Origin of the sequence: Variovorax pasteuri (genome assembly GCF_051216435.1) — a bacterium.
Lineage (GTDB): Bacteria > Pseudomonadota > Gammaproteobacteria > Burkholderiales > Burkholderiaceae_C > Variovorax.
Map to the genome: position 1 here is coordinate 428,556 of NZ_JBPJZS010000002.1, position 13,665 is coordinate 442,220.

Below are 13,665 nucleotides of genomic sequence, written 5' to 3' on the forward strand. Positions count from 1 at the left end.
GGTTCTGCCCTCTTCCAACCGTTGATTTGAAGGAGTTGCATGGACTTCACCTTGACCCCCACGCTGGATGCGCATGACACCCGCATCCTGGCCGAACTGCAGGCCGATGCGCGCCTGACCATGGCCGAACTCGGCCGCCGCGTGCACCTGAGCCAGCCCGCCGTGACCGAACGCGTGAAGAAACTGGAGGCCGCTGGCGTCATCAGCGGCTACCGCGCCACCGTGAACCTGGGAAAGCTGGGCTACGGCATCCGCGCCATCATCCGCGTGGGCCGCGCCGACTACGCACGCGTGGTCGAACTGGTGCAGCAGACGCCTGAATGCGTCAATGCCTACAACGTGACCGGAGAAGACAGCTGGATCCTCGAGATCGCTGTGATCGACGTGAGCCACCTCGATGCGGTGGTCACCAAGTTCTGCATCCTCACGGAGACGGCGACCTCGATCATCCTGAACCCGGCGCGCGAGCACCAGGCGATGCTGCCGCCCCGGCGTTCCGACGTGAAGCCGCCGATCAAGAAAGTGCTCAACGCGTAGCTGCGAACGCGCTGAAAGCTGCCACCACTTCCGGCGGCGCCTGCACCATCTCGATCAGCACGCCCTCGCCCGCAATCGGAAACTCGTCGTTCGCCTTCGGGTGCAAGAAGCAGATGTCGAAGCCGGCCGCGCCCTTGCGGATGCCGCCGGGCGCAAAACGCACGCCCTGCGCCGTGAGCCATTCGACGGCCTTGGGCAGGTCGTCGATCCACAGGCCCACATGGTTCAGCGGCGTCGTGTGAACGGCGGGCTTCTTCTCGGGGTCCAGCGGCTGCATCAGGTCGACCTCGACCTTGAACGGACCCACGCCCATCGTGCAGATGTCCTCGTCGACGTTCTCGCGCTCGCTCCTGAACGTGCCCGTCACCTCGAGCCCCAGCATGTCGACCCACAGCTTCTGCAGCCGCAGCTTGTCCGGGCCGCCGATGGCGATCTGCTGGATGCCCAGCACCTTGAAAGGACGTGTGACGGTAGTCATGCGGCGCATCCCTCTTCGCTTGTTGCCTGAACCTGGCGGGCCTGCAGGCCAAGCCTGCGCAGCAGCACCGTGTCGGCCTCGACGTCGGGGTTGCCGGTGACCAGCAGCTTGTCGCCGTAGAAGATAGAGTTCGCGCCGGCCATGAAGCACAGCGCCTGCACCGCGTCGCCCATCTGCTGGCGCCCCGCCGACAGCCGCACGCGCGCAGTCGGCATAGTGATGCGCGCGACCGCGATCATGCGCACGAAGTCGAAGGGGTCGACCGGCTCCGAGTCGGCCAGCGGCGTGCCCGGCACGCGCACCAGGCTGTTGACGGGCACCGACTCCGGGTACGGGTTCAGGTTGGCCAGTTGCGCGATGAGTCCGGCGCGGTGCACCGGCGCCTCGCCCATGCCCACGATGCCGCCGCAGCACACGCTGATGCCGGCGCTGCGCACATGGGCCAGCGTGTCGAGCCGGTCCTGGTAGGTGCGCGTGTCGACCACGTCGGTGTAGTACTCGGGCGCGGTGTCGAGGTTGTGGTTGTAGTAGTCCAGGCCCGCGGCCTTGAGCTGGTGCGCGTGGTGCGGCTCCAGCATGCCCAGCGTGGCGCAGGTCTGCAGGCCCAGGCCCTTCACGGCCTCGACCAGCACGGCGACCTTCTCCACGTCGCGGTCCTTGGGCGCGCGCCATGCGGCGCCCATGCAGAAGCGCGTGGCGCCGGCGTCCTTGGCGGCCTGCGCGGCGCGCACCACCTCGTCGACCTCCATGAGCTTCTGCGCCTTCACGCCGGTGTCGAACTCGGCCGACTGCGGGCAGTAGCCGCAGTTTTCGGGGCAGCCGCCGGTCTTCACCGACAGCAGCGTGGCCAGCTCGATGTCGCCGGCGGGAAAGTGCGCGCGGTGCACGGTCTGCGCCTCGAACAGCAGGTCCATCAGCGGCTTGTCGAGCAGCGCCTGGATGGCCTCGACGGACCAGCGCGCCGCAGCCGTCGGTGCCGTGGTCTTCGACGGCCGGTGCAGCGTGATCGCCTGTTGCAGGTCGTTGGCACCCATCAGTTGAACTCCATGATGATCTGGTCCACCGCGAGCGACTCGCCCTTGTTCGCGGAAATCTTGCCCACCACGCCGTCCTGCGTGGCGAACAGCACGTTCTCCATCTTCATCGCCTCGATCACGGCGAGCTTCTCGCCGGCCTGCACCTGCTGCCCCGGCTGCACCGCCACCTCGACCAGCAGGCCGGGCATCGGCGACATCAGGAACTTGCTCAGGTCCGGCGGCGCCTTGTAGGGCATCAGTTCGAGCAGGCGCGCGCCCAGCGGCGACAGCACCATCGCCTCGATCTGCGTGCCGTCGTGCGACACGCGCAGCGCCAGCGGGTTCTTGCCCGCGCCGCGCTCCACCTGCGCGGTGAAGGGCTTGTCGTTGACGATGCCCGTCACGCGAATCGCGCCCAGTGCAAAGCTGCTGTCGATCTTGTAGCTCTTGCCGGCCACGGACACCGCGCTCGCGCCGGTCTTGCCCTGGAAGTCGCTGACCGACACCGGGTGGTGCACATGCTTGCCTTCGGGCCCCATTTCGACCACCACGAACTGCTCGCCCACCTTCACGCCATGGCCTTCGAGCTGACCGCTGATGCCCGAGGCACGCGCGCGATAGCGGCGGTGCACGTAGGCAGCCAGCGCCACCAGGAACGAGGGATCGGTGTGCGGCACGTCTTCCGCATGGAAGCCCTTGCCGTAGTGCTCGGCGATGAAGCCGGTGTTGAAGTCGCCCGCCACGAACTTCGGATGCGCCAGCAGCGCCGCCTGGAACGGAATATTGCTGCTCACGCCGCGGATCACGAAGCCGTTGAGCGCCTCGCGCATGCGGGCAATCGCATGCTGGCGGTCCTTGCCGTGCACGATGAGCTTGGCGATCATCGAGTCGTAGTACATCGGGATCTCGCCGCCGTCGTACACGCCCGTGTCCACGCGCACGCCTTGCAGGTGTTCGGTGTCGCTGGCGAACATGGTCTGCGCCGGCGGCTGGAACTTCACCAGGCGCCCGGTCGAGGGCAGGAAGTTGCGGAACGGGTCTTCGGCATTGATGCGGCACTCGATGGCCCAGCCGTCGCGCTTCACCTGCTCCTGCGTGATCGGCAGCTTCTCGCCGGCCGCCACGCGGATCATCAGTTCGACCAGGTCCAGCCCGGTGATGCATTCCGTCACCGGATGCTCCACCTGCAGCCGCGTGTTCATCTCCAGGAAGAAAAAGCTCTGGTCCTTGCCGACCACGAACTCCACCGTGCCCGCGCTCTGGTAGTTCACCGCCTTGGCCAGCTGAACCGCCTGTGCGCCCATCGCCTTGCGCGTGGCGTCGCTGATGAAGGGCGAAGGCGCCTCCTCGATCACCTTCTGGTGGCGGCGCTGAATGGAGCACTCGCGCTCGTTCAGATAGATGACGTTGCCGTGCGAATCGCCCAGCACCTGGATCTCGATGTGGCGCGGCTCCTCGACGAACTTCTCGATGAACACGCGGTCGTCACCGAAGCTGTTGCGCGCCTCGTTGCGGCACGAGGTGAAGCCCTCGAAGGCCTCCTTGTCGTTGAAGGCCACGCGCAGGCCCTTGCCGCCGCCGCCGGCCGAGGCCTTGATCATCACCGGGTAGCCGATGCCCTGCGCAATTTCGACGGCGCGCTCGGCCGTCTCGATGGCGTCGTTCCAGCCCGGAATGGTGTTGACCTTGGCTTCGTTGGCGAGCTTCTTCGAAGCGATCTTGTCGCCCATCGCCGCGATCGAGTGGTGCTTGGGCCCAATGAAGACGATGCCCTCTTCCTCGACCTTGCGCGCGAACGCTTCGTTCTCCGACAGGAAGCCGTAGCCGGGGTGCACCGCCTCGGCGCCGGTCTTCTTGCAGGCCGCGATGATGCGGTCGGCCTGCAGGTAGCTCTCGCGGCTGGGCGCGGCGCCGATGTGCACGGCCTCGTCGGCCATCTCGACGTGACGGGCTTCCTTGTCGGCGTCGGAGTACACGGCGACCGTGAGGATGCCCATCTTCTTCGCGGTCTGGATGACGCGGCAGGCAATTTCGCCACGGTTGGCGATCAGGATCTTCTTGAACATGTTCTTCTCCGTACCGCTCACAGGGGGATGTTGCCGTGCTTGCGCCACGGGTTCTCGAGCTTCTTCTCGCGCAGCATCACCAGCGAGCGGCAGATGCGCTTGCGCGTCTCGTGCGGCAGGATCACGTCGTCGATGTAGCCGCGTGCGCTCGCCACATACGGGTTCGCGAAGCGTGCCTTGTATTCGGCTTCGCGCGCAGCCAGCTTCTCGGGGTCGTTCTTGTCCTCGCGGAAGATGATTTCCACCGCGCCCTTGGCGCCCATCACCGCGATCTCGGCGCGCGGCCAGGCCAGGTTGACGTCGCCGCGCAAATGCTTGGAGGCCATCACGTCGTAGGCGCCACCGTAGGCCTTGCGCGTGATGACGGTGATCTTGGGCACCGTGCATTCCGCGTACGCGTAGAGCAGCTTGGCGCCATGCTTGATGATGCCGCCGTACTCCTGGCCGGTGCCAGGCATGAAGCCGGGCACGTCGACGAAGGTGACCACCGGGATGTTGAAGGCGTCGCAGAAGCGCACGAAGCGCGCGGCCTTGATGCTGCTCTTGATGTCCAGGCAGCCCGCCAGCACCAGCGGCTGGTTGGCCACGATGCCGATGGTCTGGCCTTCCATGCGCGCGAAGCCGATCACGATGTTCTTCGCGTAGTCGGGCTGCAGCTCGAAGAAGTCGCCGTCGTCCACCACCTTCAGGATCAGTTCCTTGATGTCGTAGGGCTTGTTCGGGTTGTCGGGCACCAGCGTGTCGAGCGAATAGTCGGGCCGGTCGGCAGGGTCGCCCTGGCCGTTGTTGCCCAGGCGCACCGGCGGCTTCTCGCGGTTGTTCAGCGGCAGGTAGTTGTACAGGCGGCGCAGCATCATCAGCGCCTCGACGTCGTTCTCGAACGCCATGTCGGCCACGCCGCTGCGCGTGGTGTGGGTGATGGCGCCGCCCAGCTCTTCGGCGGTCACGCTCTCGTGCGTCACGGTCTTCACCACCTCGGGGCCGGTGACGAACATGTAGCTCGAGTCCTTCACCATGAAGATGAAGTCGGTCATGGCCGGTGAATACACCGCGCCGCCCGCGCAGGGACCCATGATCATGCTGATCTGCGGCACCACGCCCGAGGCCATCACGTTGCGCTGGAACACGTCGGCATAGCCGCCCAGCGACGCCACGCCTTCCTGGATGCGCGCGCCGCCCGAGTCGTTCAGGCCGATGACCGGTGCGCCGACCTTCATGGCCTGGTCCATCACCTTGCAGATTTTTTCGGCATGGGCTTCGCTGAGCGCGCCGCCGAACACGGTGAAGTCCTGGCTGAACACGAACACCAGGCGCCCGTTGATCATTCCGTAGCCGGTGACCACGCCGTCGCCGGGGATCTTCTGCTCGGCCATGCCGAAGTCGACCGAGCGGTGTTCGACGAACATGTCCCACTCTTCGAAGGTGTTGTCGTCCAGCAGCAGCTCGATGCGCTCGCGCGCGGTGAGCTTGCCCTTGGCATGCTGCGCGTCGATGCGCTTCTGCCCGCCGCCGAGGCGCGCCTTGGCGCGGCGCTGTTCGAGTTGTTCAATCAGTTCTTGCATGGTGTGTTCCGAAGCTGTGGTCCTGAATTTCTCTGCGATGTGATCTGCAGCGGTCAAAGTCGCGCGGTGATGGCCGCCGCCGCGAGCAGGCTGCGCGCCGCCGTGGAGGCCGGCAAGGTGCCCTGCGCCACCTGTTGTGTGAGCTGAGGCAGCAGCTCGCGCACCTGAGGGTGGTGTTTGAAAGCCTGCTTCAGCCCGGCGTCGATGCGCTCCCACATCCACGCCGTGGCCTGCTTTTCGCGCCGCCGGGCGAGCTTGCCGTTGGCGGTCTGCAGTTGCCTGAACTGGGCGACCGCGTCCCAGAACGCGTCGACGCCCGTGCCCGCGAGTGCGCTGAGCTGCAGCACCTTGGGCAGCCAGAAGCGCACTTCGGCGCCGCTGTGCGCGTCGTGAACCGCATGCGCGTGGTCCGGGTTGCCCTGGTGGCCGAAGAGGCGCAGCGCCGAGGTGATCTGCGCCTGCGCGCGCGTGGCGGCATCCTTGTCGATGTCGGCCTTGTTGATGACCACGAGGTCGGCGATTTCCATCACGCCCTTCTTGATCGCCTGCAGGTCGTCGCCGGCGTTGGGCAGCTGCATCAGCACGAACATGTCGGTCATGCCCGACACCGCCGTCTCGCTCTGGCCCACGCCCACGGTCTCGACGATGACCACGTCGTAGCCCGCGGCCTCGCACACCAGCATGGCCTCGCGCGTCTTCTCTGCCACGCCGCCCAGCGTGCCGCTCGACGGGCTCGGCCGGATGTAGGCGCGCTCGTGCACCGACAGCCGCTCCATGCGCGTCTTGTCGCCGAGGATGGAGCCGCCCGACACGGTGGACGACGGGTCGATGGTGAGCACCGCCACGCGATGCCCCTTGTCGATCAGCAGCAGCCCCAGCGTTTCGATGAAGGTCGACTTGCCGACACCGGGCACGCCCGAAATGCCGAGGCGAAACGACTGCCCGGTGCGAGGCAGCAGCGCGGTGAGCAGTTCATCGGCTTGCGCGCGATGGTCGGTGCGCGTGGATTCGAGCAGCGTGATGGCCTTGGCGATGGCACGGCGTTGGGCCATGCCCGGCGAACCGGTGACGGCACCTTCCAGCGCCTGCACGGTGTTCAGCACGCCGCCTCCGACGCCACGCGCCATCGGTAGTGCAGGTCGACGCCCTCCTCGCCTTCGAGCACGAAGCCGTGCCGCAGGTAGAAGCGGTTGGCGTCGCTCTCCACCAGCGCGGTGAGCGCGATGTCGCGCTGCTGTTCGCGCGCCTGCGACTTGGCCCAGTGCAGCACCCATTCGCCGATGCCCAGGCCCTGGAAACCGGTGCGCAGGTAGAGATGGTCCAGGCGCAGCGCATCGGCGCCCTCGGGCTTGAGCGTGACGAAGCCCACGCGCTGGTCGCCGTCGAGCACGATGTGGTGCATGAAAGGCACCACGAAGCCCGCGCTCAGGCGCTCGCGCGAACGCTCGGGGTCGAAGCGGCCCACGCGTTCCAGGCTGGGGCGCATCGCATCGACACGCAAGGCCAGCATGGCCTCGAAATCGCTGGAATCGACCGGCTGCAGCGACAGCCGCGACAAGAGATCGCTCACGTCGGTGCTTTTCTTCAGGCCGCGACGGCCGCGCGAATCTGCTCCAGCACGTCCTTCGCGCTGGCCGGAATGGGCGTGCCCGGTCCGTAGATGCCCTTGACGCCGGCCTCGTACAGAAAGTCGTAGTCCTGCCGCGGAATCACGCCGCCGACGAACACGATGATGTCGTCCGCGCCCTGCTTCTTCAGTTCTTCGATGATGGCCGGCACCAGCGTCTTGTGGCCGGCCGCGAGCGTGCTCACGCCCACGGCATGCACGTCGTTCTCGATGGCCTGGCGCGCGCATTCCTCGGGCGTCTGGAAGAGCGGGCCCATGTCCACGTCGAAGCCCAGGTCGGCGAACGCCGTGGCCACCACCTTGGCGCCGCGGTCGTGCCCGTCCTGGCCGAGCTTGGAGATCATCACGCGCGGACGGCGGCCCTGTTCTTCTGCGAAGGCGTTGATCTCGGTCTTCAGCGCTTCCCAGCCTTCGGCCGAGTCGTAGGCGGCTGCGTACACGCCGGTCACCTTCTGCGTGTCGGCGCGATGGCGGCCGAAGATCTTTTCGAGCGCGTCCGAAATCTCGCCCACCGTGGCGCGCAGGCGCACGGCGTCGATGCTCAGCGCCAGCAGGTTGCCGGTGCCGTTCTCGGCGGCGTCGGTCAGCGCGTCGAGCGCGGCCTGCACCTTGGCGGTGTCGCGCGAGGCGCGAATGGTCTGCAGCCGCGCCACCTGCTGGTCGCGCACCTTCACGTTGTCGATCGACAGGCTGTCGATCGCGTCTTCGGTCTTCAGCTTGTACTTGTTGACGCCCACGATCACGTCCTTGCCGGAGTCGATGCGCGCCTGCTTCTCGGCCGCGGCCGCCTCGATCTTGAGCTTGGCCCAGCCGCTGTCGACCGCACGGGTCATGCCGCCCATGGCCTCGACCTCTTCGATGATGGTCCAGGCCGCATCGGCCATGTCCTGGGTGAGCTTCTCCATCATGTAGCTGCCGGCCCAGGGATCGATCACGTTGGTGATGTGGGTCTCTTCCTGGATGATCAGCTGCGTGTTGCGCGCGATGCGCGAGCTGAACTCGGTGGGCAGCGCAATGGCTTCGTCGAGCGCGTTGGTGTGCAGGCTCTGCGTGCCGCCGAACACCGCGGCCATCGCCTCGATGGTGGTGCGCACCACGTTGTTGTACGGGTCCTGCTCGGTGAGGCTCCAGCCCGAGGTCTGGCAGTGCGTGCGCAGCATCAGGCTCTTGGGGTTCTTGGGCTCGAACTCCTTCATGATGCGGCACCACAAGAGGCGAGCGGCGCGCATCTTGGCCACTTCGAGGTAGAAGTTCATGCCGATGGCCCAGAAAAAGCTCAGGCGCCCGGCGAAGCCGTCCACGTCGAGGCCCTTGGCCAGGGCGGTCTTCACGTACTCCTTGCCGTCGGCCAGCGTGAAGGCCAGCTCCAGCGCCTGGTTGGCGCCGGCTTCCTGCATGTGGTAGCCGCTGATCGAGATCGAGTTGAACTTGGGCATGTGCTGCGCCGTGTACTCGATGATGTCCCCGATGATCCGCATGCTCGGCGCCGGCGGAAAGATGTACGTGTTGCGGACCATGAACTCCTTGAGGATGTCGTTCTGGATGGTCCCGCTCAGCAGCTCCTGCGACACGCCCTGCTCCTCGGCCGCGACCACGTAGCCCGCCAGCACCGGCAGCACCGCGCCGTTCATCGTCATGGACACGCTCACCTTGTCCAGCGGAATCTGGTCGAAGAGGATCTTCATGTCCTCCACCGAATCGATCGCCACGCCGGCCTTGCCGACGTCGCCGGTCACGCGCGGATGGTCGCTGTCGTAGCCGCGGTGGGTGGCCAGGTCGAAGGCCACGCTCACGCCCTGCCCGCCGGCGGCCAGCGCCTTGCGGTAGAAGGCGTTCGATTCCTCGGCGGTGGAGAAGCCCGCGTACTGGCGAATGGTCCAGGGGCGCACTGCATACATGGTGGCCTGCGGGCCGCGCAGGTAGGGCTCGAAGCCGGGCAGCGTGTCGGTGTATTTCAGGCCCTGCAGGTCGGCCGCGGTGTACAGCGGCTTGACGGTGATGCCGTCGGGCGTGATCCAGTTCAGCGCGTTCACGTCGCCACCCGGCGCGGACTTGGCGGCGGACTTGGCCCAGGCACCGAGGTCGGCGGGCTTGAAAGTGGGTTCGGGAGTGCTGCTCATGAGGGGGGCCGTTCGCAGTGTCTGCAGGAGATTCGCAAATTCGCCTGCACGGATTTGCAAGCCGGGCGCGAGTCTAACCCATCCATAATTATTAATTCAAACGTCTTTTTTGAAGTACAGTCCGGCCCATGTCCGCCCTCACCCTCACCCCCCGCGCCCTCTATGAAGAGGTGGCCGAGCTGCTGCGCCAGCGGATCTTCCGGCGCGAGCTGGAGCCCGGCAGCTGGATCGACGAGCTCAAGCTGGCCGAGGAATACGGCATCAGCCGCACCCCGCTGCGCGAGGCGCTGAAGGTGCTGGCGGCCGAGGGCCTGGTGACGATGAAGGTGCGGCGCGGCGCCTACGTCACCGAGGTGTCGGAGCAGGACCTGGCCGACGTGTACCACCTGCTCTCGCTGCTGGAGAGCGACGCCGCGGGCGTGGTGGCCGAGCGCGCCACCGACGCGCAACGCGCCCAACTCAAGGCGCTGCATGCGGAACTCGAAGCCGCGGCCACACCCGAAGACCGCGAGCACTTCTTCGCGGTGAACGAGCGCTTCCACATGCAGCTGCTGGCCATCGCCAACAACAAGTGGCGCGACCAGATGGTGGCCGACCTGCGCAAGGTGATGAAGCTCAACCGGCACAACTCGCTGCTGAAGGCCGGCCGCATCGGCGAATCGCTGGCGGAGCACCGCGCGGTGATGGCGGCCATCGAGGCGCGCGACGCCGAAGCCGCCATGGCCCGCATGCGGGAACACTTCCAGAACGGCCTCGAAGCCGCTGCATAGCCCCTCCCCCAGGCCGCGCGGCACTGCGTGTGCGCTGCGTTGGGCTTCAGTCCAGGTTGAGGGTGCCGGCCTCGCCGGCAATGCGCTGGGCGGTTTCCAGCAGCAGCGGCACGATGCGCGCCACCATCGCGTCCTTGGGCAGCAGATAGGCCGGGCCACCGCAGCTGACCGCATAACGCTCGCCGCCCGGGCCTTTGAGCGCAAAGCCCAGCGCGTGGATGTGCGGATTCCAGTCGCCGAAGGAGCCGCAGTACCCGAACTGGGTGTACTCCTCGAGGCCGGCCATCAGGCGCGGTTCGATGGTGCTCCAGTTCTCCCCGCTCTCCAGCCGGATCTGCTCCAGCAGCACCGCCTGCTCGGGCTCGGGCAGCGAGGCCAGGTAGGCCCGGCCGGCGGCCGAAGTGGCGATGGTCATGCGCGTGCCGACGTCAATGCGCGAGCTGATGACCACCGAGCGGGGCCGCAGCGAATCGATGACCACGATGTCCACGTCGTCGCGCACGCCCAGGTGCACGCTCACGCCGGCCGACTCCGACAGCTGCGCCAGGTAGGGCCGCGCCATCGCGCGCAGATCGAAATGCCGCAGGTAGCGGCTGCTCATGTCCAACAGCGCCGGGCCCAGGCTGAAGCGCTCGCTGTCCTGTGACTGTCGCAAGTACCCGGCGCTCACCAGCGTGGCGGTGAGCCGGGACACCGTGGCCTTGGGGATGCCGGTGGCATCCGCCAGTTCGCGATTTCCTGTGGGGGCCGCCGCCATGCCTATGACCTTCAGCAGGGCCAGGCCCCGAGCGAGCGCACTTACTTCTTCCTTGCCGCCAATCGCGTCATTCATGTATCCGAACCTTTTTATTTCCCTGAACTCCTCATTTTTCAGCAAAAAAGGGTTGACGCGCCACTTATCCAGAAGTAGCGATTTTTGAAACAGTGTTTCAGTCAGAAGGAGTGCACGGCCGCAAGGGCCGTGGTTGCCCTGTTCCGGCTCAGGCGGCCTGGGTGACAGGCTCGTGCGCCAGGGCCATGACTTCGTGCGCCGGACGCGTCTTGAGCTTGTGGTCGCTCCAGACCTGGCGCCAGCGGCGCGCACCGGGCAGGCCGTTGCGCAGGCCCAGCATGTGGCGCGCAATCGACCACCAGTTGGTGCCGTGCGCGGCCGCTTCGCGGGCCATGTAGTCGCACATCAGCGACTCGACCTCTTCGCGCGTGAGCGGCTGCGGCGCAGCACCGTAGAACTCGGCGTCCCACTCGGCCAGCCACCAGGGGTTGTGGTACGCCTCGCGCCCCACCATCACGCCGTCGAGCAGGCGCAGGTGTTCATGCACTTGCGCGTTGACCGAGATGCCGCCGTTGATCGAAAACTTCAGCGCCGGAAAGTCGTGCTTCAACCGGTGCACCAGCTCGTAGCGCAGCGGCGGAATCTCGCGGTTCTGCTTCGGGCTCAGGCCCTGCAGCCAGGCGTTGCGCGCATGCACGATGAAGGTCTGGCAACCCGCCTCGCTCACCGTGCCGACGAAGTCGCGCACGAACTCGTAGCTCTCGATCTTGTCGATGCCGATGCGGTGCTTCACCGTGACCGGAATGTCGACCACGTCGACCATCGCCTTCACGCAATCGGCCACCAGCTGCGGCTCGTTCATGAGGCAGGCACCGAACGCGCCGCGCTGCACGCGCTCGCTCGGGCAGCCGCAGTTGAGGTTGACCTCGCCGTAGCCCCATTCCTCGCCAAGCTTGGCGCAGTGCGCCAGGTCGGCCGGCTCGCTGCCGCCGAGCTGCAGCGCCAGCGGGTGTTCTTCGGCGTTGAAGCGAAGATGCCGGGGCACGTCGCCGTGGATCAGCGCGCCGGTCGTCACCATCTCGGTGTAGAGCAGCGCGTGGCGCGACAGCAGGCGATGGAAGTACCGGCAATGCCTGTCGGTCCAGTCCATCATGGGTGCAACGGAGATGACCTTCTCTTCCAAAACGCGCGATCCTGTGGTTGTCTGCATGGGCCCGGACATCGGGCAGGCAAGCCCCGGAGTTTCTCACGCAGCCCTTTCCGTGCGCTGCCGCACGGCCATGCAGTTCCCCGGCCAGTAGCCCGGCGTCACGCCGAAACAGCGGCGGAACCCGCGCTTCAGGCCTTCACGGCTCGACCAGCGACTGCGACCGCTCCAGCACCGCCGTCAGCTGCTCGACCGTGTAAGGCTTGCGCAGCCACACCGTGCCCTTCATGGCGGTGGCCGGCTCCGATTGCCCGGTCACGAAGATCACCGGCACCCGGTGAGCGCTCAGCAATCGCTCGGCGAAGTCATGCCCCGACAGCGCGGGCAGGCCGATGTCGACCAGCACCACGTCGAAGGCGCCGTCGAAGAAACGCGCAATGGCCGCTTCCGCGCTCTTCACGCCAGTGGCCCAGTGCCCCATGGCCTCGAGCAGTTTCAAGGTGGTGGCCAGCGTGTCGGCGTCGTCCTCGACAAGGAGCACACGAAGCTTTTTTTGTTCTTCCGAGGATGAAAGCGGTTCGGTTGTCATTGATTTGCATTTTTCCAGACAAACCATCGCCGTGCCGCGTGCAGGGTGGGCTTCGCACAGGGATCTACGGCAGATGGCGGCGTTGTCCGACTCGCCGCCCCGTCTCGAAGGAGACAATCGACGCGTCGGCACGAGACAAGCCGAGCCATAACTCAAAGACCGAAGCGCTTTTTCGCCTCAAGATGACCCGCATCTACCTCATCGAAGACAACCCCCTGATCGCCGACACGCTGACCGACGGCCTGCAGCACTTTTGCGAATGCGACGTCATCGGCAACGCCACGACCTCCGACGACGCGATCCACTGGCTCAAGGAAAACCCCGAGGGCTGGGACGCGGCGGTCATCGACATCTTCCTGGCCGAGGGCAACGGCCTGACCGTGGCGCAGTACCTGAAGGAGCACAAGCTGCCGGCCCAGCGCACGGTGGTGCTCATGAACTATGCGAGTTCCGAGGTGCGCGAAGGCGCGCTGTCCGCGGGGGTCGATGCGGTGTTCGACAAGTCGCTCGAGCTCGAGGCCTTCTACGCGTTCTGCAAGCAGCTGAACATTTCACCGCGCCGCTGAAGCAGACTCGGGGTATGACCACATCGTCCCCGCCCATGCTCGACGCCGCAGGGCTGAAACAACTCGCACAGGCGTCCGCTCCCATGGCGTCGCCCTGCCCTTGCCGGCTCGAAGGCGCCACGGCCTGGGAAAGCATCACCGAAGAACGCTGGCCCGATGCCTTGATGCAGCGCGTGGGCACGCTGCGCGATGCCGAGCTTCATGAGCCGACCTTCGAGGAATGGCACCCCGCCGGCACGCGCTACGACTCGCCCGACGCGCCGATTTCGGTGCGGCACTTTCCGTACAACCGCTGCGACGTCTACCGTTGCACGTCGTGCACGCGGCTCGTGCTGCGCTACACCGAGTTCGGCGGCTACTACGTCGATCATCGCGTGCGCGTGGTCGATGCGACGCTCATCACCGACTGACCGGG

General features: G+C 66.4%; 14 protein-coding genes. 4 read left to right on the forward strand and 10 right to left on the reverse strand.

What is annotated here, in order from left to right:
- Window positions 1-39: 39 nt before the first annotated feature.
- Window positions 40-537, forward strand: coding sequence for an Lrp/AsnC family transcriptional regulator (locus ACSFBM_RS09145; protein WP_435484061.1), 498 nt, complete (start codon window positions 40-42; stop codon window positions 535-537).
- Here ACSFBM_RS09145 and ACSFBM_RS09150 read toward each other — a convergent pair.
- Genes ACSFBM_RS09150 through scpA form a run of 7 tightly spaced genes read right to left on the reverse strand, consistent with a single transcriptional unit; the run spans window position 527 to window position 9,406 of the window.
- Complete coding sequence (locus ACSFBM_RS09150) at window positions 527-1,015, reverse strand: VOC family protein (RefSeq protein WP_435484062.1); 489 nt, start codon at window positions 1,013-1,015, stop codon at window positions 527-529. The two genes, ACSFBM_RS09145 and ACSFBM_RS09150, sit on opposite strands and share 11 nt — an antisense overlap.
- Window positions 1,012-2,049 (reverse strand): biotin synthase BioB, encoded by a 1,038-nt coding sequence (bioB, locus tag ACSFBM_RS09155; RefSeq protein ID WP_435484063.1) that lies wholly within the window; start codon window positions 2,047-2,049, stop codon window positions 1,012-1,014. The genes ACSFBM_RS09150 and bioB overlap by 4 nt, the downstream gene beginning before the upstream one ends.
- Window positions 2,049-4,097, reverse strand: coding sequence for an acetyl-CoA carboxylase biotin carboxylase subunit (locus ACSFBM_RS09160; RefSeq protein WP_435484064.1), 2,049 nt, complete (start codon window positions 4,095-4,097; stop codon window positions 2,049-2,051). The genes bioB and ACSFBM_RS09160 overlap by 1 nt, the downstream gene beginning before the upstream one ends.
- Window positions 4,098-4,114: 17 nt before the next feature.
- Window positions 4,115-5,659 (reverse strand): acyl-CoA carboxylase subunit beta, encoded by a 1,545-nt coding sequence (locus ACSFBM_RS09165; RefSeq protein WP_435438561.1) that lies wholly within the window; start codon window positions 5,657-5,659, stop codon window positions 4,115-4,117.
- A 53-nt stretch (window positions 5,660-5,712) separates the two neighbouring features.
- Entirely contained in the window at window positions 5,713-6,711 is a 999-nt protein-coding gene (meaB, locus tag ACSFBM_RS09170; RefSeq protein ID WP_435484782.1) for a methylmalonyl Co-A mutase-associated GTPase MeaB, read from the reverse strand.
- A 44-nt stretch (window positions 6,712-6,755) separates the two neighbouring features.
- Window positions 6,756-7,229, reverse strand: a complete 474-nt coding sequence (locus ACSFBM_RS09175) for a GNAT family N-acetyltransferase (RefSeq protein WP_435484065.1) — start codon at window positions 7,227-7,229, stop codon at window positions 6,756-6,758.
- A 14-nt stretch (window positions 7,230-7,243) separates the two neighbouring features.
- Window positions 7,244-9,406 carry a methylmalonyl-CoA mutase gene (scpA, locus tag ACSFBM_RS09180; RefSeq protein WP_435484066.1) on the reverse strand — a complete coding sequence of 721 codons (2,163 nt, stop codon included), beginning with the start codon at window positions 9,404-9,406 and terminating at the stop codon, window positions 7,244-7,246.
- 128 nt (window positions 9,407-9,534) lie between these two features.
- Between scpA and ACSFBM_RS09185 the strand changes: the two genes are divergently transcribed.
- Window positions 9,535-10,176 carry a GntR family transcriptional regulator gene (locus ACSFBM_RS09185; RefSeq protein WP_435438558.1) on the forward strand — a complete coding sequence of 214 codons (642 nt, stop codon included), beginning with the start codon at window positions 9,535-9,537 and terminating at the stop codon, window positions 10,174-10,176.
- 46 nt (window positions 10,177-10,222) lie between these two features.
- Here ACSFBM_RS09185 and ACSFBM_RS09190 read toward each other — a convergent pair whose 3' ends face one another.
- From ACSFBM_RS09190 to ACSFBM_RS09200, 3 genes are all read right to left on the reverse strand, one after another.
- Window positions 10,223-11,008, reverse strand: a complete 786-nt coding sequence (locus ACSFBM_RS09190; protein ID WP_435484067.1) for an IclR family transcriptional regulator — start codon at window positions 11,006-11,008, stop codon at window positions 10,223-10,225.
- Between the two features lie 148 nt (window positions 11,009-11,156).
- Complete coding sequence (gene dusA, locus ACSFBM_RS09195) at window positions 11,157-12,158, reverse strand: tRNA dihydrouridine(20/20a) synthase DusA (RefSeq protein WP_435484068.1); 1,002 nt, start codon at window positions 12,156-12,158, stop codon at window positions 11,157-11,159.
- Window positions 12,159-12,294: 136 nt separating this feature from the next.
- Window positions 12,295-12,636 carry a response regulator gene (locus ACSFBM_RS09200; RefSeq protein WP_435484069.1) on the reverse strand — a complete coding sequence of 114 codons (342 nt, stop codon included), beginning with the start codon at window positions 12,634-12,636 and terminating at the stop codon, window positions 12,295-12,297.
- 230 nt (window positions 12,637-12,866) lie between these two features.
- Between ACSFBM_RS09200 and ACSFBM_RS09205 the strand changes: the two genes are divergently transcribed.
- Together ACSFBM_RS09205 and ACSFBM_RS09210 are read left to right on the forward strand one after the other, a co-directional pair.
- Entirely contained in the window at window positions 12,867-13,250 is a 384-nt protein-coding gene (locus ACSFBM_RS09205) for a response regulator (RefSeq protein ID WP_435438554.1), read from the forward strand.
- Between the two features lie 14 nt (window positions 13,251-13,264).
- A complete protein-coding gene (locus tag ACSFBM_RS09210) occupies window positions 13,265-13,660 on the forward strand; it encodes a hypothetical protein (protein ID WP_435484070.1) in 396 nt (131 codons plus the stop codon).
- The last annotated feature ends 5 nt before the right edge of the window (window positions 13,661-13,665 follow it).

What these genes read in the sequence shown, in the direction of transcription:
- ACSFBM_RS09145 (WP_435484061.1), top strand. Translation starts at nt 40, where the DNA reads ATGGACTTCACCTTGACCCCCACGCTGGATGCGCATGACACCCGCATC.
- ACSFBM_RS09150 (WP_435484062.1), bottom strand. Translation starts at nt 1,015, where the DNA reads ATGACTACCGTCACACGTCCTTTCAAGGTGCTGGGCATCCAGCAGATC.
- bioB (WP_435484063.1), bottom strand. Translation starts at nt 2,049, where the DNA reads ATGGGTGCCAACGACCTGCAACAGGCGATCACGCTGCACCGGCCGTCG.
- ACSFBM_RS09160 (WP_435484064.1), bottom strand. Translation starts at nt 4,097, where the DNA reads ATGTTCAAGAAGATCCTGATCGCCAACCGTGGCGAAATTGCCTGCCGC.
- ACSFBM_RS09165 (WP_435438561.1), bottom strand. Translation starts at nt 5,659, where the DNA reads ATGCAAGAACTGATTGAACAACTCGAACAGCGCCGCGCCAAGGCGCGC.
- meaB (WP_435484782.1), bottom strand. Translation starts at nt 6,711, where the DNA reads ATGGCCCAACGCCGTGCCATCGCCAAGGCCATCACGCTGCTCGAATCC.
- scpA (WP_435484066.1), bottom strand. Translation starts at nt 9,406, where the DNA reads ATGAGCAGCACTCCCGAACCCACTTTCAAGCCCGCCGACCTCGGTGCC.
- ACSFBM_RS09185 (WP_435438558.1), top strand. Translation starts at nt 9,535, where the DNA reads ATGTCCGCCCTCACCCTCACCCCCCGCGCCCTCTATGAAGAGGTGGCC.
- ACSFBM_RS09190 (WP_435484067.1), bottom strand. Translation starts at nt 11,008, where the DNA reads ATGAATGACGCGATTGGCGGCAAGGAAGAAGTAAGTGCGCTCGCTCGG.
- dusA (WP_435484068.1), bottom strand. Translation starts at nt 12,158, where the DNA reads ATGCAGACAACCACAGGATCGCGCGTTTTGGAAGAGAAGGTCATCTCC.
- ACSFBM_RS09205 (WP_435438554.1), top strand. Translation starts at nt 12,867, where the DNA reads ATGACCCGCATCTACCTCATCGAAGACAACCCCCTGATCGCCGACACG.
- ACSFBM_RS09210 (WP_435484070.1), top strand. Translation starts at nt 13,265, where the DNA reads ATGACCACATCGTCCCCGCCCATGCTCGACGCCGCAGGGCTGAAACAA.